Source organism: Arthrobacter sp. MDT1-49-2 (assembly GCF_059090185.1).
This window is the reverse complement of sequence record NZ_JBNHFK010000005.1, coordinates 255,240-276,992: the sequence shown is the minus strand read 5'-3', so window position 1 is coordinate 276,992 and position 21,753 is coordinate 255,240. Positions and strand designations below refer to the sequence as shown.

The window sequence follows — 21,753 nt, the reverse complement described above, 5'->3', positions numbered from 1 at the left end:
TTGTGGATTCTGGCCGGCAACGGACTGATGAAGCCCGCCTCCTTAGCTCAGTTGGTAGAGCGTCTCACTCGTAATGAGAAGGTCGCCAGTTCGATTCTGGCAGGAGGCTCAGCAGGAAAAGAAAGGCCCCCGGCGCCACCGCGCCGGGGGCCTTTTGCGTCCCCGTGGCAACCCGCCGCGTACCTGCCGGCTCCAGCCGCGGCCTTGCGGAAACCCTGCGGAGAAATTCGGTTGTTCTTGCGCCCTGATTGATGGTTTCCGGTGCCGGCGCACCTAATCTCGGAGAGGAGCCAGACCGGCAGCACACCGCCGGAGAATCGAGGAGAAACGCATGGATACCGCGCCGTTGGGCTATACCGCCCGCCGCTATACGCAGGTCCAGCGGGACAACTACATGGCTCCCGTCTGCACGGAGTGCAACCGTCGCATGGTGCCTAACTGGATCGAAGACCGCGGCCGCTGGATTATCCGCAGCTTCCAGTACCCCGGTGTCCGCTGCAGTGCACACGAGCGCCGCGTCCTTCCCGAATACTTCGGGCTGGCTCCTCACAACCCGTCCCCCGGCTTGGTCCGGCGGGACGCTACAGCGTCTGCCAGGCGGGTTTCCGCCGGCAGCCGGTTCCCGTGGCTGGGTGCCAAACGCGCACAGCGTGGTATCTCCTAGCCGCCGGTCCCTTGATATGCCCGGCCGTCCCCGGGCAGTTGACCGGAAACCCCCGATGTTCTCCCCAAGGAACAACGGGGGTTTCTGTTTTTGGCTTAACTATCGATATGCCGGAGCGCGCCCGGCTGGGCGTCGAGAGCAGGGGATCTCCGGGGTTATTTGCTTTCCGGGGGCGCGATACGGCCGGCCAGCAGAGCCTTGATGCGCTCTTCGGCGTCGGGGAGGGCTTCGGCGGACGCCACGTTGGCTTCTTCGACGGCGCGGACTACCTCGTGGCGCTGGATCTTGACCCCGCGCGGCGCGTCGATGCCAATGCGCACGCCGTCACCGCGGGAATCCAGGACGGTAATGACAATGTCATCCCCAATCAGGATCTGCTCTCCGGACCTGCGTGTTAGCACCAGCATCCGCTCACTCTATCGCAACCGGCGGCGCCTGCCGGGAAGCTGCAGGCGGGACCGCCGCAGCGTCATGGCGCAGGCCAGCCCTAGAGCACCGGTGAGGGCGAGGGCTCGCCGTCGAGCCAGCCGATCGGCAGGTTCAGGGCGTTCACTGATTGGGGCGTCCCGGTGGTGTCAATGCCTTCAACCGCCGCCGCGTCCACGGGGACGGCGTTGCGCACCGCCCCTACCCAGGCAGCCGTGTCCTCGGGCTTGCGACCGGCGTCAACCACCACCCACACCTGGTCTGCCGCGAGTGCTGCGATGAGGGTGGCGTGCCGGCCCATTTCCGTCCCGGACCGGCCCAGCCCGTAGGCGAGATAGATGCTGTGCCCGGCCATCACACCGGCCGCGCGTGCCGTGGCAACAGCCCGCCGGTCCGCCGCCCGGCCCACGCCGTCGGTCTCCAGCGCGCCGGCGACCCGGACTGCGGCGGCACCACTCCCGGCCTGCTCTGCCATGGACCGGCAGACGTGCAGCGGCTCATCCCCCAGGCCCACCACCATGACCAGATCTCCGGCGTTGCCCAGCGGGGCAGGTGCCGCCGGGACGGCGGCGCGGCGTTCCGGCTCTCTGCCCTGGTTGATGCTGCCCTGGTTCAGCGGCGGATACAGCCGGGCGTCCGGCTGCACGACGCGGCCCGCAGCCGGCCCCTGCGGTGGTGCGGCCGGAGTACCGGTGCTTGCCGAGATGTTGTCAATCAGTTCCGCGAAGGCGAAGGAGCCGGTGGAAACCGCCGGGGCAGGCTGGGCCGCGGGCCCGGACTGCGCACTTCGTGCAGCCGGATGCAGCGTGGATTCCGCCCGCTCGGCCTCTTCGAGCAGGGCCGAGATGCCGGCCCGGGCCATGGAGGCCCGGCTGGGCAGGTCCGGTTCCACCGGCGCACGGCGGCGGCCGCTGGGCGGCAGTTCCACGGTGACCTCATAGTGGTGCCGGGACAGGAAGCCGCCTATCCCGCCCACCGTCACCTTCTCGGCAGCAATAATCCTGGCCCGCGGGCCGTGTTCGGCCAGCACCTTGGCCTTCAGCGCATCCAGCGACGGCCCTTCAAGCTGAAATCGTCTCGGTTCCACGTACCACCCCTACAGTCTCGATAGGAACATTACCTGCAGTGGCTTCCTGATAGGACAGGACAGGCAGTCCGCCGGTCTGGGACGTCACCAGCCGCCGGATGGCCGGACGCAGGGCGGGCGCGCAGACCAGCACCGCGTTGAAACCTGCGTTCTCCGCTCCGGCGACGGCGTTTTTCAGCGAACCGAGCACCGCGTCGATCCGTGCCGGGTCAAGCAGGATCTGGCTGCCCTGGTCCGAGGGACGCAGTGCCTCCAGCATGGATTGCTCCAGTGCCGGGTCGATCATGATCACACGCAGGACGCCCTCGGCAACGTACTGGGCGGCCAGGGCCGGCCCCAGGGCGGTCCGGGCGGTCTCAATCAGGCCCTCGGGGTCGGGCGAGACCTTGGCCCGCAGCAGCAGGGACTCGTAGATGCGCGGCAGGTCATTGATGGGGATCTCCTCCGCCAGCAGCCCCTGCAGGACCCGCTGCACCTCGGCCAGCGAGAGCACGTTGGGGACCAGTTCCTCCACCGCGGAGGGGTTGACCTGTTTCACGCCTTCGGTCAGCACCCGCACATCTTCGCGGGTAAGCAGCCGGGCGGCGTTGGCGGTGATGACGGCGGAGAGGTGCGTGACCAGCACCGAGACACGGTCAATCACCGTGGCACCGGACATCTCCGCGGCGTGCTGCATCTCTGCCGGCACCCATTTGCCGGCCAGCCCGAACACCGGTTCCACGGTGGCGGTGCCGGGCAACCCGTCCAGGGCGTCCCCCAGGGCCAGGATCCGGCCAGCCGGTGCCTCACCGCGCCCGGCCTCCACACCGGCAATCCGGATGACGTAGGTGGACAGCGGAAGATCCACGCTGTCCCGGGTACGGACCGGCGGAACCACAATGCCCAGGTCCATGGCGATCTTGCGGCGCAGTGCCCGGACCCGGGCCAGCAGGTCGTCGGACCCGCCGGTGACAATGTCCACCAGGTCCGGGGCGAGCATGATTTCCAGGGCGTGCACGCGCATCTGCTCAATCAGGTCCTCGGTGGTTTCCGAGGTGGCGGGCGCGTCCAGGGCGGCCTGCGCCGCGTCCTTCTCCGCCTGTTCGGTTCCTTCGCGGACCTTGATCCGCTGGGCCACCAGGATCAGCAGGGCGCCGATCACGATGAAGGGGATCTTCGGCATGCCCGGGATCAGCGCCATCACAATGGCGGCCCCGCCGGCAATCATCAGCGCATTGCGGGACTGGCCCAGCTGCGCGCCGGCGGTGGAGCCCATGTCCGCTTCGGCGTTGGACCGGGTCACGATCATGCCGGTGGACACGGCCATCAGCAGGGCGGGGATCTGCGTGACCAGGCCGTCGCCGATGGTCAGCAGGCTGTAGGTGCTCACCGCTTCCCCGGCGGACATGCCGCGCTGGAGCATGCCGATGGCGATGCCGCCGATGATGTTGATGATGATGATGATCAGACCGGCAATGGCATCACCCTTCACGAATTTGGACGCGCCGTCCATGGCACCGTAGAAGTCCGCTTCGGCGGAGACCTCGGCCCGGCGTTCGCGGGCCTGCGTATCGGTGATCAGTCCGGCGTTCAGGTCCGCGTCAATGGCCATCTGCTTGCCGGGCATGGCATCGAGGGTGAACCGCGCCCCGACTTCCGCCACGCGTTCGGCGCCCTTGGTGACCACCACAAACTGGATGACCACCAGGATCAGGAAGATCACGGCGCCGATAATCAGGGAGCCGTTCACCGCAACATGGCCGAACGCCTCGATCACCTGGCCGGCGTATCCCTCGCCCAGCACCAGCCGGGTGGAGGCCACGTTCAGGCCCAGCCGGAATAGGGTGGCCACCAGCAGCAGGGACGGGAAGACGGAGAAATCCAGCGGTTTGCGGACAAACATGGTGGTCAGCAGGATCACCAGGGCCAGCAGGATGTTGAGGATGATCAGGATGTCCAGCAGCGCGGCGGGCACAGGCACCACCAGCAGCAGGATGATGCCGACGACACCCACCGGGACGGCGAGTTTCAGGAGGTTGCGGTTGCGGTTCATGACGCGGCCTTACGGTGTTGTGGGGTGGTTCCGGGTTCCGGCGGGGCTGCCGCCATGGTGTGCATCCCGTACGCGGCGCCGCGCCGCTTCAGGGACATCACGAACGCCAGCACACGGGCCACGGCGTTATAGAGTTCGACGGGAATTTCAGCGTTCAGTTCACAGGAGCTGTGCAGGGCGCGGGCCAGGGGAATGTCCTGGACCATGGGCACGCGCTGTTTTTCGGCTTCCTCGCGGATGCGTGCGGCAATGTTGTCCGCGCCCTTGGCCACGACCCGGGGCGCCGATTTGCCCGGCTCGTATTTCAGGGCCACCGCCACGTGCGAGGGGTTCACCAGCACGACGTCGGCGTCCGCCACGGCGGCGATCATCCGGTTCCGGCTCATCGCCAGCTGGCGGGAGCGCCGCTGCGATTTGATCAGCGGATCGCCTTCGGAGTTCTTGTTTTCATCCTTGACTTCTTTTTTGGTCATCCGGGTTTTCTTCCGGTTGCGCTTCATCACCACAAAAATGTCCGCGGCGGCGAGTACCAGTCCGGCGGCCACGGCGGTCTGCAGCAGCAGGGCAGTGCCGCTGCCCGCCGCTTCCAGCACAGCGGCGACCGGCAGCCCGCCGGCGGACATCAGGACCGGCATCAGCTGCTGGATCACGGCATACAGCACCAATCCCACGACGGCGGTCTTGAGCAGCGATTTCACGCCGTTCCACAGGGCCTGGGTGCCGAAGACGCGTTTGAGTCCCTTGACCAGATCGAACTGCTCGAACTTGCCCTTGAATTTCTTCATGTGGATGCCGCCCTGCACCGCCGCGGTCAGCAGCACCACGACGGCCACCACGCCAAGCATCGGTCCCAGGACGTAGCCGATGGTGCCCAGCCCTTCGGTCATGATGGCCAGGGCGAGTTCCGGGTCCGGGTTCGCGGTAATGGTGGACACGCCGTCGAGCATTTCCGCTCCGGCCTCGGAGCCGCGGGAGATGGTCAGCGGCATCATCAGCGCCGTGGCGCCCACGCCCACCCAGGCGGTGAGGTCTTCGGAGCGGGAGAGCTGGCCTTTGGAACGGACGTCCTTCATCCGTTTTTGGGTGGCCTGCTCTGTCCGTTCCCCTGAGTCCGGTTCCGGCATCTACTCCACCCCCGTCACGGCGCGCACAATGGTGGAGACCAGCGAGGAGACGATCCGGGGCAGGGCCAGGAACACCATCGAGGCAAGAGTCAGGGTCAGCAGGATCTTCAGCGGGAAGCCGAGGGCGAAGGCGTTCAGTGCCGGTGCCACCCGGGTGAGCAGGCCCAGCCCGGCGTCGGCCAGGAACAGGACCACCAACAGCGGGCCGGCAATCTGGACCGCGGCCAGGAACATCTGCGAGACGGCGGTGACCATGGCCGCCGCGGGTTCGCTCAGGTCCACTCCCCCGGTCAGCGGCAGCGCGGTGAAGCTGCGCAGCAGCCCTCCGATGATCAGCTGATAGCCGTCCGAGGCGAAGAGCAGCGCCAGGGCGGTGATCTGGAAGACGCGGGTGAACTGGGCGCCGTTGACCATGGACTGCGGGTCGAAGGCCTGCGCCAGCTGGAAGCCGCCGAACGTGTCGATCAGGTTGCCCGCGGACTGGACGGCGGAGAACACCACGAACACCAGGAAGCCGAGCAGTGCCCCCACCAGCAGTTCCAGCACCAGGGCCATAAAGAAGGCGCCGGTGCCCAGTGCGCTGTACCCCTGGCTGACCTGGGGTGCCACCGCGAGGGCGAGGCCCAGGCCGAGCATGGCCTTCACCCGGGCGGGGAAGGCATTGTAGGAAAACGGCGGGGCGATCACCAGAAAGGCGATCATCCGCACCGACGCCAGCAGGAACGCCTCGATCCAGTTCTGGTCAAGGGTGATATTCACTTAGCTGCCGCCGAGCAGGGACGGAATCCTGGCGAACATCTCGTGCGTGAAGGACACTATTTCCGAAATCATCCAGTGTCCGCAGACCAGCAGGGCGATGCCTACGGCCACGGCCTTGGGCACAAAGGAGAGCGTGACTTCCTGGATCTGCGTGATGGACTGCAGCAGCGAAATGGCGAAACCCACCACCAGGGCCGTGATCAGGACCGGCGCCGAGAGCTTCGCGGCAACCCACAGCCCCTGCAGGGCAATGTCCAGGACGGCATTGGTATCCATCAGGTACCGCCCTGATAACTGTTGATCAGCGAGGTAATGATCAGTCCCCAGCCGTCCACCAGGACAAACAGGAGGATCTTGAAGGGAAGGGAGATCATCACCGGAGGGAGCATCATCATGCCCATGGACATCAGGGCCGCGGCCACCACCAGGTCGATGACCAGGAAGGGGATGAAAATGACGAAGCCGATGATGAACGCCGCGCGCAGCTCCGAGATCATAAAGGCCGGTATCAGCGTGGTCAGCGGCACCGACTCCGGGCTCTCGGGGTTGTCCTGTCCCGCGGCCCGGGTCATCAGCGCAATGTCCTCTTCCCGGGTGTGGGCGAGCATGAACTGCTGGAGCGGGCCTGATCCGGTGTCCAGCGCGGAGTCGAAATTGATGTCGCCGTTGAGGTAGGGCTGCACCGCGATGGAGTTAATCTCGCTGATGACCGGGGCCATGATGAACAGGGACAGGAACAGGGCCAGCCCGGCGAGCACCTGGTTCGGCGGGATGGAGGGCAGCGAGAGCGCGTTGCGCGTCATCGCCAGCACCACGAAGATTTTGGTGAAGGAGCTGAGCATCAGCAGCAGTGACGGTGCCACGGAGAGCAGGGTGATGCCGATCAGGGTGGTGACGGCGGTGGAGGGCCCGCCGTCCTGACCGTTGATGTCGATGCTGAGTCCGCCGTCGTTCGGTGCGGCGGGGGCGGTCGGGTCCTCCGGCGCCACCGGAGGCGCGGGGTCCAGGGTATTGGCGTGACCGGCGGCGGCTCCGAGCAGCAGCAGGGCGGCGACGGCGAAGAGCAGTGCCGCGGCGAGGGTCAGGGCGCGCAGGAGTCCGGCGTGGCGCGCGGGGGCGGCGGTACTCACCCTTTGCGTCCGCGGCTGCGCAGGACGGCACCTGTCTGGCGCCAGGTTTCCGGCGAGAGGATGGAACCGTTCAGGGCGGACTTTCCGGGAGGAACCCCGGGCAGGGCGTGTGCGCCCCGGCCGGCGCGGTGCGCTGCGGCCGTGTGCCCGGCCGGGACGGGTGCATACGGATCCCGGCTGATGCCGTCCGCGGCCTGCAGCGACGCAGCGAACCCGGCGTCGGGCGCAGCTGCGGTGTCCGGTGCGGGTTCAACGGGTGCATCGGCGGTGTGCAGCACGTTCACGGACCCTTCGGTCACGCCCAGCAGAAAGCGCTGGCCGCCGGTCTCCAGCACCACCACGGAGGCCTTCGGAGTGATCGGCTGCCGGCTGATCACCCGCACCTCGGGCTGGCTGGCAGCCGAACCGTTGGTGCGGGCGAACCTGCGCTGGAGCCACCACAGCAGCCCGAGCACAGCGCCGAGGGACACCAGGACACGAAGCCCCAGGAAGAGGGTTTCCACTAATTGAGCCCCTCGACCACGTCCAGGATCTTGGTAATGCGCACCGCGTAATCCTGGTCAATGACCACTACCTCGCCGTTGGCGATGAGCCGTCCGTTCAAAAGGATGTCGGCAGGAGCTCCCGCGGAGCGGTCGAGCTCCACCACACGGCCGGGTTCCAGGTTCAGGACGTCGCGGACGGACATCCGGGTGTGGCCGATTTCCACGGTCAGGGCCATCTCAATGTTGTTGATGCGGCCCATTTTGCCCGCGATGGAGCTGTCCGGGGTGGTTCCGGCGGCGCTGGTGTCCCGCAGGCGGATGGCGAACCAGCCGGCGGTGCCCTCCGGGGCGCGCAGTTCGAACACGGCGGTGGCCGGGTCGGCGAACAGTGCGGCGGCGTCTTCGGTGCGGGCTTCGCCCAGGACGCCGACACCCAGCGTGGCGCTGGCGGCTTCGAGCGAGGGGCGCAGCACGTCCGCGGCGGACACCAGCGGCGAATCGGTGCCGGCAACGTCGGCCAGCGGGGAGGAGCTGTCCAGGATCAGGGCCAGGTCCGCGGACTCGGACCCCACGAAGGAGGCGGTGACGGCAGCGGCGGTGTGCGCCGCCGGGACCCCGGCACCGGTGTGCGGAATCGGTTCCAGGACAATCGTCGTGGGCAGGCCGCGTACCAGGGCGGAAACGGCGTCGGCGTGCAGGCTGTGGGGGCTGGTCATAGCGTTAGTTCTCCTCGATGCTGACGATGCTGCCGGCCAGCCGGGAGCCGCTGGCTCCGACGGCTGCCTGGGCCAGGGTCTGACCGTCTACGGTCACGTTCAACGGACGGTGGCGCGGGTGCCCGAGATTCAGGACGTCACCCACGGCAAGGTTTAGGACCATGGCGGGCTTCACCACGATGGGTTCGAGCTGCAGGCACACCTTGACGGGCACATGTTCCATCTGCAGCTGGACAAGTTCGGCGGGCGTGGCAGTGCTGGCCTGCGCACCCAGCGGGTCCAGCTGCGGGAGCACGGCCGCCGCGGGAATGGCCACGGTGGCCGGAGCGGTGGTTTCACCGACGGCCATGTCGAAGGTCGCCACGATCATGGGATCCCCTGATGCTGCCGCCTGCGCGAACTGGGAGTTGTACTGCACCGAGGAGAGCGTCAGCGGGGCGGTCAGGAGGTGGCCGAGGGAATAGTGCAGATCCTCGACGGCGTCATCCATGATCTTGCCCAGCAGGGCCTGCTCAATGTGGGTGAACTTGCGGTCCGGCGCGGTCTGGAAGCCGGTGCCGCCGAGCATGTGCCCCACCCAGGACAGCGCCGCCGCCACGGGGAACTGGATGACGGCCTTGGCCGGGATGCTGCCCATGTTGAACAGCACCATGCCGGTGTTGTCCGGCAGGGACGCGGCGTATTCGTCATAGCTGAGGACCTGGACGTCCTCGGAGGTGACCTGCGAGAGCACGCGCACCTTGGCGGTGAGCTGGGTGCCCCACTGCCGGGCGAAGGTATCGAAGGCCATTTCCAGCACCCGCGCATGTTCGCGGGCGAGGGTGGTGGGCCGGCTGAAGTCGTAGACCTCAACAGGTTTGGATTTGGAATGCGTACCCCGCGCAGGCACGCCTAAGGAAGGTGATTCTTGGACCGTCACATCCCGCACTATCGGCAGGCGGGCCGGGTGCGTAAGCAGTGAAGCTAGGTGCCTGCCGTGGCTTTGCGTTCGGCCACAATGCCCGGAATCAGCGACCGTACGTCCTCGCTCTGCCCGGACAGCACCACTATGTCCACCCGCCGGTTCTGCGCCAGTTCCGCCGCGGACAGGCCGGGGGTCAGCGGACGTGATTCGCCGTAGCCCACGGCCTTGATGCGGTCCTGGACCACTCCGCCCTTGGACACGAGGTAGCGCAGCACGTTAACCGAGCGGGAGGAGGAGAGTTCCCAGTCAAGGGCGTTGTCCGCAAACTGGCGCACCTGCGCGGTGTGCCCCTCAACGGAGACCTGGTAGGTGGTGGGCGCCAGGGCCGGCCCCACGGTATCCAGCACCCGCACGGCCTCGCCGGTGAGGTCGGCCAGGTCCGGGGCGAAGAACATTTCGGAACTGACCAGACGGATGGTCAGGCCGCGTTCATCCATCTCAAAGCGGACGGCGTCTTCCAGGCCCTTCTCCTGCAGGCCGGCATAGATGGCGTCCTGCAGCTGGGAGAGGTCATCAACTTCCTTCGCGGCGAGGGCGGCGTCGGGCTCGATGACCTCCTCGCTGTCCACCATCTCCGGCGGCACCACAATGCCGACGGCGGTGTCCACGGTATTGGTTTCCTCGGCACCAAATCCGGTGGCCAGGGACTCCTTGAGCTGGGCGAACTTCTCGGCGTCCACGCTGGACATGGCGAACAGGACAATAAACATGCACATCAGCACGGTGACCATGTCCATGTAGGAGGCCATCCAGCGTTCGTCCGGGTGCTCGTCCTCCTCTACCTTCGGGCGTCGCCGCTTGCTGGCGCTCACGCTGCGTCCTGCACCTTGTCGCCGACGTCGGCCTTGTCCGCCTTCTCACTCTTGGTGCCCAGGGCATGCGCCGGCACCATGGCACGGAGCCGTTCGCCGAGCAGCCGCGGCTGGCTGCCCGCCTGCAGGGCAAGGACGCCTTCCATCAGCAGGGTCATTTCCTCTGCTTCCAGATCGGCCAGGCGCTTGAGTCGGGTGCTGATGGGCAGCCAGATGAAGTTTGCCGACAGCAGGCCCCACAGGGTGGCCACAAAGGCGGTGGCGATCATGGGCCCCAGATGGTCGGGGGTGGAGAGGTTCTCCAGCACGTGGGTCAGGGACACCACCGTGCCGATGATGCCGATGGTCGGCGCGTAACCGCCCAGGCTGTTGAAGAATTTGACCGGGATCTTGTCGCTGGCGGTTTTGGTGGCCACTTCGTCCTCGAGCAGCATCCGCAGTTCCTCACCGTCCGTGCCGTCGGCGATGTTCTGCAGCGCCGTGCGCAGGAACGGATCCTCCACCTCGGCGGCGTCCTGCTCCAGGGACAGCAGGCCTTCGCTGCGCGCCTTCTCGGCCAGCAGGACCACCCGGTCAATGGTCTCCTGCGGCTGCGGGGTCTTACCCATAAAGGCGCGCGGAACGGCCTTGAAGGAGATCAGGAAGTCCTTCAGCGTTCCGCCGGCCAGCCCCACGGCAATGGTGGCGCCGAAAACCAGGATCATCGGGGCCGGGAGCAGCAGTGCGGAGACGTGGGCGCCTTCGAGGGTGATCATGGCGTAGAGCGACCCGAAGGCCAGGACTAACCCGATAATTGTTGCTGGATCCATTAGCTGTTCCTAGGGCGAAGGGGCACTGTCTTGCCGCCGGGCGTACTGTCCCCGGCTGTTTTGTCACCGGTTTTGTCACCGGCCGGCTCCGCGGAGAAAACCTCCGGCACCAGGCCCAGACCGGGCCGTTCGTAAATCTGCGGCGGAATGTCGCGGGCCATGGAAATCACCTGTGCCCGGTAGGCCGCAATCCGGTCGATGACCTCCTGCAGGCTTTCGGTCACGATGTATTTCGAACCGTCAACCATGACCAGCGTGGTATCCGGATTGACGTGGATCCGCTCGATCAGGTCAGGGTTGATCGCGAACTGAGCATCATTGAGACGCGTAAGTACAATCATTGCCCCGTCCAGGTTCGGTTCCGCAGGACTCCGATAGGTCCTCACCCCTACTTTCGGCCGGAATAACGCCGTCGTTAGGAAGACCGGCTGCGGCACCGCGGGAACAACGACGCCGGGGCACGCAAGGTGCGTGTCCGGTGCGGGTTAAGCGCGGAACGGCTCCGCTGCACACCGTGCCGCGGAGCCGTTCACCCGGAGAGGTCCCCGGAACTAGCGCTTGAGGTTCGTGAGTTCCTGCAGCACTTCATCCGAGGTGGTGATGATGCGGGCGTTCGCCTGGAAGCCGCGCTGGGCAACAATCAGGTTGGTGAATTCCTGCGAGAGATCCACGTTGGACATTTCCAGCATGCCGGACCCGATGCCGCCGCTGCCGGCCTCGCCGGGACCGGTGATGACGGCGTTGCCGGAGTTCACCGTGGCGGTGTAGCCCGAGTTGCCGGCCTTCTCCAGACCGGCAGGGTTGGTGAAGGTGGCCAGCGCAATGCGGCCCAGGGCGATCTTGGACTCGTTGGTGAAGGACCCGATCAGGGTGCCGTCCTTGGCGATGGAGAAGGATTCCAGGGTGCCGGCGCTGCGGCCGTCCTGGCCCGTCACCGAGGCGGTGCTGACACCGGCGTAGCTGGTCAGCGCCGTGAGGTCCACGGCCACGCCGTTTACGGTGAAGGTTTTGGGGTTGCCCGTGGACTGCACACCGTTCTCGAAGTTGAGCGTGACGTCGGTGGCGTCATCTGCCGATACCGTCCACCCCTCTCCGGGTGCACCGGAGGTGCCGACCCGGGTGAAGGTCATGGTGACTACGGAAACGTTGCCGTTGGCGTCGTAGACGTTCATGTCCTTGACCACTGAGCCGCCCGCCGGGGTTTCGGACGGGAGGTTGCCGCCCATGGTGGCGGTCTTGGTGGCGGAGGCCGGGGAGATGGCGCCGTCGGGCAGGGTGATGTTGCCTACCGCACCGCCGGTGTTGATGTTGCCGGCTGCATCGGCTGTCCAGCCCTGGACAATGCTGCCGTCGGTGGAGACCAGGCGGCCGGAGGCGTCGAGGTTGAAGGCACCGGAGCGGGTGTAAGTGGTCTGGGCGCCCTGGCGGGTAATGAAGTAGCCGTCGCCGGAGATCATCAGGTCCTCGGCCCGGCCGGTGGACTGTGCGGAGCCCTGAGTGAAGTTGGTGGTGATGCCGGAGACCAGCACGCCGAGGCCCACCTGTGCCGGGTTGCCGCCGCCGTTGTTGGCGCCGGGTGCGGTGGCGCCCTGGGTCAACTGGGAGAGGGTGTCCTGGAACTGGACGGCGGTGGCCTTGTAGCCGGTGGTGTTGACGTTGGCGATGTTGTTGCCGGTGACGTCAAGCATGGTCTGGTGTGAACGGAGTCCGGAGATGCCGGAGTAAAGGGAGCGAAGCATGGCTGGCGCCTTTCAGCTTGGGTGGTGCCGGGAGGTGGAGGGTTATGCAGTGGCTGGTGCGGGGACCGGCGCGGTGTCTTCCGGTTCGGTCCCGGGTGCGGTCCCGGGAGCGGAGCCCGGTGCTGCTGCCGGCGGTGCGGCTGCAGCTGTTGAGACGACGCCGGAGATGCTGTCCAGCTGGATGTCCACGCCGTCGACGTTGACGGTGGGAACACCGGCTGCGTAGGACACGGAACGGGCGATTCCGGTGACGGACTCCCCTGCTTCGTTGGTGTAGGTGACGGACTGGCCGATCAGCGCTGCCGCGGCAATGCGCATCTGGAGGGAGAAATTCTCTTCATCCATCTTGGCCATGGCGGTGAGCTGTTCCATGGAGGCCAGCTGGGTGGTCTGGGCGATCATCTCATTGGTGTCCATGGGCGAGCTCGGATCCTGGTTGCGCAGCTGGGTGACCAGCAGATGCATAAAGACCTCGCTGTCCAGGGTTTGTTTGGGCGCGCGGGTTGCTGCGGCGGTGTTTCCGCCGCCGATTGCCGCTATTGCGTCAACGGGCACAGTGGTCTCCTTTTCTAAGCCAGGAAGTCGATGGTTGAGGCCGTGCCGGTAAATCCGGGACGGAAAGTGCGTGGGACGGTGTCTGCCTCGGGCCGGCGCTGGCCCGGCGGCGCGTCGGTGCCGGTTCCGGGCCGCGGTTCTCCGTCGCCCCGTTCGGTGCCTTCCCTGCCCGGGGAGTCCTGTGAGGACAGGGAAAGGTTGGCGCTCATCCCGGAAGCGGCCAGGTCCCGGCGCAGGTCGGTCAGCAGGGTCCGCAGTGCCTCGCGGCCGGTATCGGAGGGCGCGAAGAGTTCAATCCGCACACCGTCGGCGCCTACGTGCGCACGGACGGTTACCGGGCCGAGGTTCTCCGGCGTGACGCTCAGGGTCATCACGTGTTCACCCTGCTGCGCGGTGGCGAGGCTGAAAAGCGGCTGTGCCACCTGGTTCAGCAGCGGTGTGCCTGGTGCCGGAGCGGGGTGCGCGGCTGCCGGGGCGGCGACGCCCTGCTGCGCGGCGGTTTGCGGAACGGGAACGGCGGCAGGAGCAACCGGTGCGACGGCGGGAGCGGCACCCTCCGGCGCCGGTACTCCTGGCACTGTCGTTCCGAGCGCGGCCGTTCCGTCAGTATCGTTGCCGGCCGCGGTGGAGAGCATGGCGGCGAAGGCGGTGGAGGAAGCAGGGCCAGCGGCAGCACTGACGCCGGCGCCTGTCCCCGTGGCCTGCCGGGATGCCGGCTGCGCTGCTCCCGGGGCAGCAGCCGGACCGGCCGAACCGGCCGACTGGCCTGCAGCGGACACGGTGGCGGTGGTGGCGGGAACCTGCGCAGCGTGCGCAGCTGAGCCGGCCTGGGTTGCAGTGTTCTGCTGGTGCGGAGCCGGGGCAGCGCTCGTTGCCGCGGAGGTGCCTGCGGTCTCGGTGGTGCCTTCCGTTGCGGTGGTGCCTGCGGTGCCGGAGGTGCCGGCGGTTCCCTCGGTCAGGGGTGCAGGCGCTGCAGGCACAGATGCCGCTTCCGAAGAGCCCGCACCGGGTCCGGGAAGGCGGGTAGCGGCGTTACCGGTGTTGATCGTAGCGGCACCACCGGCAGCGGTCATGATGCCGGCATTGGTGGCGGCGCTCGGTGCGGTTGCATTGGCGGCGGTGCTGGCCCCGGCCGGCGTTCCGGTTTCCGCGGATGCGGTTCCGGCAGGGACAGCGGCTGCTGCAGCGGGTGCCTCTTCCCCCGCAGATACGGTTTCTGCGGCGGCAACCGGACCGGCACCGGAACCGTCTGTCACGGGCAGGAACATGCCGGGCAGGCTGCTACCGGACAGGCCGGAAAACGCGGCGGCCAGGGCCGCTCCCCCGGCTGTCTCCGCCAACAGGGAGGCGCCGTGCAGGGAAGTACCGTCCTGAGAAGCATCCGCTGAGGAAACCGTCGTCGCGGACCCTGCAGCAGACGACGCAGCCGCGCCAGCTCGGGAGGCATCGGATGCATCTGCACCGGGCCCCGCGGACATCGTCCCCGCGTCGCGGCGCTGTGCCTTATTACCGGTGCTGTCCTTATTACCGGTGCTGTCCTGCGCGGCGTTGACGGCATCTTCGAGGGAGGAGCCGAAGCCCTGCGCCGCATCCTGCGAACCGGACCCCGCCCGGGCGCCGGTCAGTGCTCCGTGCAGGGCAGAGTCGCGTACCGCAGGGGCGGCAGGCCGGAGGAGCCCGGCGGCGGCACTCATGCTGCCGATCCCATCAGTGCGGCCTGCGCGGCCCGGGCGGAGGCGACCAGGTCAGAAATACCGGGAACGCCGGCAGCACCGGGCGCCGAAAGGGATCCGGCGGTGCCGGCAGTCTCGGTGGGCAGGATGCGCCGGATGGTGGTGATGTTGCTGTCGTTCTCCCAGGCATCCCGGATGGCAATGGTCTGCCCCGGCTGCGGAGCGTCCACGGCCTTTCCGTTGCCCAGATAGATGGCTACGTGTCCGCCGTCGTGGCTGAAGATCAGGTCGCCGGGCTGGGCCTGGGCCAGGGAGGCCACCTCGGTTCCGGAGTTCATCTGGTCCCAGGTGACGCGCGGCAGTGTGTAGCCAAGGTCCTTGTAGACATTCTGTACAAAGGAGGAGCAGTCCAGCCCCTGTGCCGGGTCATTGCCGCCCCAGATGTAGGGCAGGCCAAGGTACTTCTGCACGGCGTCGAGCACTTTGCCGTCGGCAGCGGCTCCGCCGGTGGCAGCCGCAGCGGCCCCTGCAGCCCCCGCGGTCCCGGTTGCCGCGGACGTCAGGGAGGACAGGGTGGAAGCGAACTGCGCATCCGTTCCCGTTGCGGACGACGTCGTACCGAGCGCAGCTGTTGTGGCACCTGCGGCGCCGGAGAGCTGGCTCAGGGTGCTCCGGATTTCGTCGATCCGCCCCAGGGCGTCAGTCATACTCATGAGTTGGCTTCCTTCTGCCGGCGGTGCCAGGCGGTGCCGGCAAGTTCATCCAGGATGGTTTGTTCTGCACGCAGGCTCTCGGCGGCTTCTGCCTCGGCGTGCTTGCCCTGCAGTTTTTCCAGGCCCACGGACCGGGCGCGGGCGGCGGAAAACTCGGCGCGCGCGGCTTCCACCTCGGCGGTCCGTTGCGTGCCCAGGGCGTTCAGGTCCGCGAGCATGCTCCGGGAGGAGGCGCGCGCGGCGGCAATGGCGTTCATGGTGGCGGCGTCCACCGCGTCGCTGCTGGAGGTTTCCAGCGAGGCATAGGCCTCAACGCGGGCCTGCCGGGCTTCGCGGTCACGGGCGTTGGCGGCAGAGAGTTCACCGGCTGCGCGGTCCTGCTGGAGCTGGCGCAGGCGAAGCAGGCCGGCCAGCGGAAAGGCACGGGACATTAGGACACCCCCAGCATCCGGGTCAGTTGGTGCAGCTGCGTCCAGGCGGTTTCCGCCGGGGTCTGTTCATCCATCCGCTGCTGCAGGAAGGCGTTGATGGCGTCTTCGTTATCCACTGCCGCGTCCACCAGCGGGTTGGAACCGCGCTGGTAGGCGCCGACGTCGAGCAGATCCTGTGCCGCCCGCCGCGCAGCCATGACCCGGCGAAGGGTGGAAGCCGCGTCGCTGCGTTCGCGCGGGTTGACGCGGGAGGCCACCCGGGAGATGGAGGCCAGAGCGTCCACGGACGGGAAGTGGCCGGAGACAGCGAGCTTGCGGTCCAGCACCACGTGGCCGTCCAGGATGGACCGGGCGCTGTCGGCGATGGGCTCGTTGTGGTCATCGCCGTCCACCAGCACGGTGTACATGCCGGTGACCGACCCCTGTTCACCGGTGCCGGCGCGTTCCAGCAGCTGGGCCAGCAGGGAGAAGGTGGAGGGCGGGTAGCCGCGGGTGGCGGGCGGTTCGCCCACGGAGAGTCCGATTTCGCGCTGGGCCATGGCTACGCGGGTCAGCGAGTCCATCATCAGCATCACGTCGGCGCCGCGGTCGCGGAAGGACTCGGCGATGCGGGTGGCCACAAAAGCGGCGCGCAGGCGCATCAGGGCCGGTTCGTCCGACGTCGAGACCACCACGATGGAGCGGGCCAGGCCTTCGGCACCCAGATCATCTTCGAGGAATTCGCGGACTTCACGGCCGCGCTCCCCCACCAGGGCAATGACGGACACTTCGGCGTCCGTGCCGCGGGCAATCATGGACAGCAGCGAGGACTTGCCCACGCCGGACCCGGCGAACAGGCCCATGCGCTGGCCGCGGCCCACTGTGGTGAGTGTGTCCAGTGCCCGCACGCCCAGCTGCAGCGGGGTGTCAATCCGGGTGCGGAGCATGGCGGAGGGGGTTTCGTGGTCCAGCGGGACCAGGGCTTCAATGTCCAGCGGGCCCTTGCCGTCGATGGGCCGGCCCAGGCCGTCCAGCACGCGGCCGAACAGTCCGGTGCCGGTGGGAACCAGCAGCGGGGTGCCCTTGGACCGGGCGGGGGCTCCGGCGGTCAGGCCGGTGAGCCGGCCGAACGGCATGCAGCGCACGCCTTCGCGGGTGGCGGCAACTACCTCGGCGTCGACGGCGGAACCGGGTTCACCGATGGACACCAGGTCACCCACACCGCAGTCCAGGCCGGAGATTTCCACGCTCAGGCCCAGCACGGAGGACACCCTGCCGACCCGCTGCGGGGCGGCGGTGCGGAGGGCGGCGGCGAAACCGGCGCTGCGGGGGCGCCATGCGGTGGCGGTCATCCGGCATCCTCGAGCAGGGCCCGGCGGGCACGCTCAAGAGCGCCGCTGAGGGAGGCATCGAGGTAGCCGTTGGGAAACTCGGTGACGGCGTCTCCGCGCTGCAGCCCGGCGTCGCCCACAAAGTCCACGCGGGCACGGCGGAGGGTCTCTTCATCCAGCGCTGCCAGGTCCACCGGATGCATCCGCACCCGCTGGACGAGGTCCGTGTCCACACCTTCCAGTGCACGCACCAGGGCGGAGCGGGCGGAGGCTTCGTCGTCGGCCAGTTCGCGGCGCAGCAGGGCTTCGGCCAGTTCGATGGCTGCTGCGGCGAGGGTGTCCTGCATATCGGTGATCAGGGCGATGGTGCGGCCTTCAAGGCTGAAGACCGCGGCGTTCAAGGTGGCGACGGTGCGGTTGATCAGTTCCTGCCCGCGGCGTACCTCATCCTCGTACTGCTCGCGCAGGGTGCGGCGCAGCAGCTCGGTATCCGCGGCGGCGGCGCGCAGGCCGGCGGCATACCCTGCGGCGTGGCCGCGGGCTTCCACCTGCGCATTGAGCTGGTCTTCGTCGGTGGCGCCCAGCGCGGTGTAGACGAGCCGGGAGAACGTCTGCTGTTCAGTAGACATATTCCTCCTCGTCCGCGTGGTGCACCTCGATGATGCCCTGGGCTTCCATTTCGCGAATGGCCCGGACAATGTTGGCGCGTGCCTCTTCCACCTGCGACAGGCGGGCGGGTCCGGAGACCTTGATTTCGTCGTCGAGCAATTCGCGGTTGCGTTCGGAGACGTTGGTGCGGATGGCGTCCAGCACCGCCTCGGTGGCGCCCTTCATGGCCAGGGCCAGGGTGCCGACGTCGATGCCGCGCAGCACCAGCTGCACGTCCCGGCGTTCGAGCTTGACCAGGTCGGCGAAGGTGAGCATCCGGGAGCGGACTTCCTCGGCAAGATCCGGATCGCGTTCCTCGAGGGCTTCCAGCAGGGCGCGTTCGGTGACGGCATCGGAGCGGTTGATGATGTCCACCAGGGGCTGCACCCCGCCGATCGCGTCCGACGCCTCGCGGGCGGCGCCCAGCGCGGACGCACGGGACTTCAGCGTTTCGGCGACCACGCGCACGGCCTCGGGCGTGGCCCGGGCCATGGTGGCGATGGCCTGCGCCACGTCGGTACGCAGTTCGGCGTTCAGGCCGGTCAGTACCGCGGAGGCACGCTGGGGGCGCATATGCGCCAGGACCAGGGCGATGGTCTGCGGCAGTTCCCCGTCCAGCAGGGAAATCACCTGGTTCGGTTCGGCGGTTTCGAGGAATTCGAAGGACTTGCCGGCCATGGAGGAAGCGAGGCGCTCCATCACGCCGGAGGCACGCTCGACGCCGAAGGAGGCTTCCAGCAGGCCCATGGCGACGTCGCGGCCGCCGTGGGCACGGCGGCGGCCGTCAACGGTCATGTCATAGAACTCGTTGATGGCTTTCTCGGCCAGGCTGGCATCCACGCGCTTGAGCCGGACGATCTCCGCGGCAATAAGCTGTGCTTCCGCCTCGGTGAACTGCTGCATCACCACAGCGGCGCGGGAGGTCTCCAGCTGCATCAGGATGACGGCGGCTTTTTGGATGCCGGTCAGTTCCTTGGTCTCGGGCTGGGCGGTGGGGACCAGCGCTAGCGGCATCCCCACCGGGGCCGTGGCAAGCTCGGTCATGACCGGGTCTCCTCCATGAGGTTACGCAGGTAGTCAGCGGTGCGGACCGGGTCCTGGGCGGCCAGCGCATCGAGCTCGGCGCGCTTGCGGTCCTGGTCCACGGTGGCGGCAACAATCTGCAGCGACGCCGTGTCCGTGGGAACTTCCGGCACCGGCTCGCCCAGCATGGCCAGGCCGGCGGCGGGCGCCAGCGGGTCCAGTTCGGGCAGTTCGCCGAGATCCACCACTTCGCGGTTCTGCCGGCGGGAGCGCATGGCGTAAGCCACGAGGGCCAGGATGACCACCAGCACGATGCCGGCCACGATGATGCCCATCTGCAGCATCTGGGCGCGGCGTTCGGCTTCCTCCGCTGCCTGCGCGTCGGCCAGGGCACCCTGTGCCTGGGCTGCGCCGTCGGCGTTGAAGGACACCATTTCCACGGTGATTTCATCCCCGCGTTCCACGTTGATGCCGGCGGCGGAGGCCACGAGGGCTTCCAGGTCCGCGACGTTCAGTCCGGCGGCGGCCTGCGTGTTCAGCGCCACCGAGACCGTCTGCCGGTTCAGGGAACCGGCCGGGATCTCCCGGGTTTCGGTGACCTTGTTGACCGCGTTGTTCTTGGTGCTCGTCTCGGAACGGAAGGACCCGTCGTCGTTCCCCCCGTTGGGCACGGCGATGTTGTCCGGGCCCAGTACGCCGGCGGCGGTGTTGCCGTTGGCGCCGGTGTATTCCTCCACGCTCGTGGACTCGTTCAGTGCCGGGGTGTCCTGCGGTGCGTTGAAGGACTCCTCCACCCGGTTGGCGGATTCGTAGTTCATGTCCGCGGCCACTGCCACGGTGGCGTTGCCGGGGCCCACCACGCGGTCCAGCATGGACTGGACGGAGGCGCCCACGCGCTGCTCGTAGTCCGTGGCCTGCTTGTCCGCCGAGCCGGTGGCGCCGACACCGACGGCGGAGAGCACCGTGCCGGTGGCATCAATCACGGCCACGTCGGTGGACTGCATACCGTCCACGGAGGCGGAGGTCAGGTGGACAATGGCCTGCACCTGGTCCGCGGTAAGCGTAGTGCCGTTGGCGGTTTCGACGAAGACCGACGCGGTGGGATCAGACTTTTCGGAGACAAACACGGTGTCTTCGGGGATGGCCAGCTGCACCGAGGCGTTCTTGACGCCGTCAATGGACCCCACGGTCTTGGCGATTTCGCCTTCCAGGGCCCGCTTGTAGGTGACGGACTGCTGGAATTCGGAGGAGGTGACCCCCATTTCATCCAGCAGCGAGTAACCGCCGGTGGAGGCGGAGGGCAGGCCGGCGCCGGCGGCCTTGAGCCGCTGGTCGTAGACGTTTTCCTCGGGCACCATGATGGTGCCGCCGCCGCCGGCAATTTCGTAAGGAACGCCGTCGGTCTTGAGCTGTTCCACAATGTTGTTGGCGTCCTCGGCCTGCAGGCCGGAGAACAGCGGCGTGTACGCGGGCTTGGTCAGCCAGGACGCCAGCAATGCCACGCCGAGGGCCAGGACGGCGACGCCGATGATGGCGATGGTTTTCTGGGCGAGGCTGAATTCCCGGATGGTGGAGCCGAAGCGGCCGGCCATGCCTTTCACTGCCGGCGGCATCAGGCCTGCATCCGCATGATCTCGTTGAACGCGTCAACGCCCTTGTTGCGTACTGCGGCAACCAGTTCCAGTGTCAGGGACGCCCGGGTGGAGGCGATCGTGGCGGCGTGGATGTCATCCAGATCGCCGGTGACGGCCTGCACGGCGAGGGTCTTGGACTGGGCGGACAGATCGGTGACGTTGTCCACGGCTCCGGTCAGCGAGGAGGCGAAGGAGGATCCGTCGGTGGAGACGGCCGGCTTCACCATCTCAACGTAGGCCGTGGGCGTGGTGCCGCTGACGGCCGCGATGGCGGGAACAGGCATTAGGAGCGTCCAATCTGCAGTGCTGCTTCATACGTGCTCTTGGCACGGTCAACGACGGCGGCATTGGCTTCATAGCCGCGCTGGGCGAGGATCAGGTTGCCCATCTGTTCCGAGAGGTCAATGTCCGGGTAGCGGACGTAGCCTTCCGCATCGGCCAGGGCGTGGTCCGGCTGGTAGACCATCCGGCCCTCGGCGTCGCCGTACTGGACGCCGGAAACGTAGACGCCGTTGCCTTCCGCGCCTTCCTGGGCTACGACGTAGCGGGCCTGGAAGGCGGCGCCGTCGGTGCTGGAGACGTTGTTGGCGTTGGCCAGGTTGTCGGAGACCGCGTCCAGCCACTTGCGGTGCGTGGTGAGGCCGGTGGCGGCAATGCCGATGGCGTCAAAAGTCATTAGTTGGTCCTCATTGCGGTGCGGAGGGAGTTGGCTTCTCCGCCAACGGCCTGAGTGGCGAACTGGTAGCGCAGCACGGTATCGATGTTGGACAGGGTTTCCGTGTCCAGGTTGACGTTGCTGCCGTCCAGGCGGGTGGGCTCGAGGGAGCGTGATGTGGTGGCGGTTGCCGCACCGTTGCCGGCCTTGACCGATTTGGCGAGGGCGTCTTCGAAGCTGACGCGCTGGGCCTGGTAGCCGGGGGTATTCACATTCGCAATGTTGTTCGCGATGGCGCGCTGGCGGAGGGCCAGCCCGTCCAGGGCACTTTGCAGCGCAATGGAGGAAACGGAATCGAACACAG

At 67.5% G+C, this 21,753-nt stretch carries 26 protein-coding genes and 1 tRNA gene; 2 read left to right on the top strand and 25 right to left on the bottom strand.

Annotated elements, in window-relative coordinates:
- Window positions 1-36: 36 nt before the first annotated feature.
- Window positions 37-109: transfer RNA gene (locus tag AC5RTS_RS09415), tRNA-Thr, on the top strand.
- A 222-nt stretch (window positions 110-331) separates the two neighbouring features.
- A complete protein-coding gene (locus AC5RTS_RS09410) occupies window positions 332-664 on the top strand; it encodes a hypothetical protein (protein WP_493991797.1) in 333 nt (110 codons plus the stop codon).
- Between the two features lie 155 nt (window positions 665-819).
- On the opposite strand, the gene csrA is transcribed toward AC5RTS_RS09410, so the two are convergent.
- The 25 genes from csrA to AC5RTS_RS09285 all read right to left on the bottom strand — a co-directional run bounded on the left by csrA (window position 820) and on the right by AC5RTS_RS09285 (window position 21,751).
- Window positions 820-1,071, bottom strand: coding sequence for a carbon storage regulator CsrA (csrA, locus tag AC5RTS_RS09405; RefSeq protein WP_493991796.1), 252 nt, complete (start codon window positions 1,069-1,071; stop codon window positions 820-822).
- Window positions 1,072-1,151: 80 nt separating this feature from the next.
- Entirely contained in the window at window positions 1,152-2,177 is a 1,026-nt protein-coding gene (locus AC5RTS_RS09400) for a hypothetical protein (protein WP_493991795.1), read from the bottom strand.
- Window positions 2,152-4,209, bottom strand: coding sequence for a flagellar biosynthesis protein FlhA (locus AC5RTS_RS09395; protein ID WP_493991794.1), 2,058 nt, complete (start codon window positions 4,207-4,209; stop codon window positions 2,152-2,154). The genes AC5RTS_RS09400 and AC5RTS_RS09395 overlap by 26 nt, the downstream gene beginning before the upstream one ends.
- Window positions 4,206-5,333, bottom strand: a complete 1,128-nt coding sequence (locus tag AC5RTS_RS09390; protein ID WP_493991793.1) for an EscU/YscU/HrcU family type III secretion system export apparatus switch protein — start codon at window positions 5,331-5,333, stop codon at window positions 4,206-4,208. The genes AC5RTS_RS09395 and AC5RTS_RS09390 overlap by 4 nt, the downstream gene beginning before the upstream one ends.
- Window positions 5,334-6,092 (bottom strand): flagellar biosynthetic protein FliR, encoded by a 759-nt coding sequence (locus AC5RTS_RS09385; RefSeq protein WP_493991792.1) that lies wholly within the window; start codon window positions 6,090-6,092, stop codon window positions 5,334-5,336. It abuts the gene before it with no gap.
- Window positions 6,093-6,368 (bottom strand): flagellar biosynthesis protein FliQ, encoded by a 276-nt coding sequence (gene fliQ, locus AC5RTS_RS09380; RefSeq protein WP_227905168.1) that lies wholly within the window; start codon window positions 6,366-6,368, stop codon window positions 6,093-6,095.
- Window positions 6,368-7,222, bottom strand: a complete 855-nt coding sequence (gene fliP / locus AC5RTS_RS09375) for a flagellar type III secretion system pore protein FliP (protein WP_493991791.1) — start codon at window positions 7,220-7,222, stop codon at window positions 6,368-6,370. The genes fliQ and fliP overlap by 1 nt, the downstream gene beginning before the upstream one ends.
- Window positions 7,219-7,725 carry a flagellar biosynthetic protein FliO gene (gene fliO / locus AC5RTS_RS09370; RefSeq protein WP_493991790.1) on the bottom strand — a complete coding sequence of 169 codons (507 nt, stop codon included), beginning with the start codon at window positions 7,723-7,725 and terminating at the stop codon, window positions 7,219-7,221. Before fliO ends, fliP begins: the two co-directional genes overlap by 4 nt.
- The gene (gene fliN, locus AC5RTS_RS09365) at window positions 7,725-8,423 is read right to left on the bottom strand and encodes a flagellar motor switch protein FliN (RefSeq protein ID WP_493991789.1); all 699 of its coding nucleotides are present in this window, start codon (window positions 8,421-8,423) and stop codon (window positions 7,725-7,727) included. The genes fliO and fliN overlap by 1 nt, the downstream gene beginning before the upstream one ends.
- Window positions 8,424-8,427: 4 nt before the next feature.
- Window positions 8,428-9,312, bottom strand: a complete 885-nt coding sequence (locus AC5RTS_RS09360; RefSeq protein WP_493991788.1) for a flagellar motor switch protein FliM — start codon at window positions 9,310-9,312, stop codon at window positions 8,428-8,430.
- Between the two features lie 74 nt (window positions 9,313-9,386).
- Window positions 9,387-10,199, bottom strand: a complete 813-nt coding sequence (locus AC5RTS_RS09355; protein ID WP_493991787.1) for an OmpA/MotB family protein — start codon at window positions 10,197-10,199, stop codon at window positions 9,387-9,389.
- Window positions 10,196-11,008 (bottom strand): motility protein A, encoded by an 813-nt coding sequence (locus AC5RTS_RS09350; RefSeq protein WP_493991786.1) that lies wholly within the window; start codon window positions 11,006-11,008, stop codon window positions 10,196-10,198. Before AC5RTS_RS09350 ends, AC5RTS_RS09355 begins: the two co-directional genes overlap by 4 nt.
- A complete protein-coding gene (locus tag AC5RTS_RS09345; RefSeq protein ID WP_493991785.1) occupies window positions 11,008-11,349 on the bottom strand; it encodes a flagellar FlbD family protein in 342 nt (113 codons plus the stop codon). The genes AC5RTS_RS09350 and AC5RTS_RS09345 overlap by 1 nt, the downstream gene beginning before the upstream one ends.
- A gap of 210 nt (window positions 11,350-11,559) precedes the next feature.
- Window positions 11,560-12,747, bottom strand: coding sequence for a flagellar hook protein FlgE (locus AC5RTS_RS09340; RefSeq protein WP_493991784.1), 1,188 nt, complete (start codon window positions 12,745-12,747; stop codon window positions 11,560-11,562).
- Between the two features lie 42 nt (window positions 12,748-12,789).
- Window positions 12,790-13,302 (bottom strand): flagellar hook capping FlgD N-terminal domain-containing protein, encoded by a 513-nt coding sequence (locus tag AC5RTS_RS09335; protein ID WP_493991783.1) that lies wholly within the window; start codon window positions 13,300-13,302, stop codon window positions 12,790-12,792.
- Between the two features lie 14 nt (window positions 13,303-13,316).
- The gene (locus AC5RTS_RS09330; protein WP_493991782.1) at window positions 13,317-14,996 is read right to left on the bottom strand and encodes a flagellar hook-length control protein FliK; all 1,680 of its coding nucleotides are present in this window, start codon (window positions 14,994-14,996) and stop codon (window positions 13,317-13,319) included.
- Entirely contained in the window at window positions 14,993-15,688 is a 696-nt protein-coding gene (locus AC5RTS_RS09325; protein ID WP_493991781.1) for a C40 family peptidase, read from the bottom strand. Before AC5RTS_RS09325 ends, AC5RTS_RS09330 begins: the two co-directional genes overlap by 4 nt.
- Window positions 15,685-16,119, bottom strand: coding sequence for a flagellar FliJ family protein (locus AC5RTS_RS09320; RefSeq protein WP_493991780.1), 435 nt, complete (start codon window positions 16,117-16,119; stop codon window positions 15,685-15,687). Before AC5RTS_RS09320 ends, AC5RTS_RS09325 begins: the two co-directional genes overlap by 4 nt.
- Window positions 16,119-17,450, bottom strand: a complete 1,332-nt coding sequence (locus AC5RTS_RS09315; RefSeq protein WP_493991779.1) for a FliI/YscN family ATPase — start codon at window positions 17,448-17,450, stop codon at window positions 16,119-16,121. The genes AC5RTS_RS09320 and AC5RTS_RS09315 overlap by 1 nt, the downstream gene beginning before the upstream one ends.
- Window positions 17,447-18,058 (bottom strand): FliH/SctL family protein, encoded by a 612-nt coding sequence (locus AC5RTS_RS09310; protein ID WP_493991778.1) that lies wholly within the window; start codon window positions 18,056-18,058, stop codon window positions 17,447-17,449. Before AC5RTS_RS09310 ends, AC5RTS_RS09315 begins: the two co-directional genes overlap by 4 nt.
- Window positions 18,048-19,091: a flagellar motor switch protein FliG gene (fliG, locus tag AC5RTS_RS09305; RefSeq protein WP_493991810.1), complete on the bottom strand. Its 1,044-nt coding sequence runs from the start codon at window positions 19,089-19,091 to the stop codon at window positions 18,048-18,050. The genes AC5RTS_RS09310 and fliG overlap by 11 nt, the downstream gene beginning before the upstream one ends.
- A gap of 26 nt (window positions 19,092-19,117) precedes the next feature.
- Window positions 19,118-20,713: a flagellar basal-body MS-ring/collar protein FliF gene (fliF, locus tag AC5RTS_RS09300; RefSeq protein WP_493991777.1), complete on the bottom strand. Its 1,596-nt coding sequence runs from the start codon at window positions 20,711-20,713 to the stop codon at window positions 19,118-19,120.
- Window positions 20,713-21,018: a flagellar hook-basal body complex protein FliE gene (gene fliE / locus AC5RTS_RS09295; protein ID WP_493991776.1), complete on the bottom strand. Its 306-nt coding sequence runs from the start codon at window positions 21,016-21,018 to the stop codon at window positions 20,713-20,715. Before fliE ends, fliF begins: the two co-directional genes overlap by 1 nt.
- On the bottom strand, window positions 21,018-21,410 hold the full coding sequence (flgC, locus tag AC5RTS_RS09290) for a flagellar basal body rod protein FlgC (RefSeq protein WP_493991775.1): 393 nt from the start codon (window positions 21,408-21,410) through the stop codon (window positions 21,018-21,020). The genes fliE and flgC overlap by 1 nt, the downstream gene beginning before the upstream one ends.
- Window positions 21,410-21,751 (bottom strand): flagellar basal body rod protein FlgB, encoded by a 342-nt coding sequence (locus AC5RTS_RS09285; RefSeq protein ID WP_493991774.1) that lies wholly within the window; start codon window positions 21,749-21,751, stop codon window positions 21,410-21,412. The genes flgC and AC5RTS_RS09285 overlap by 1 nt, the downstream gene beginning before the upstream one ends.
- Between the last annotated feature and the right edge of the window lie 2 nt (window positions 21,752-21,753).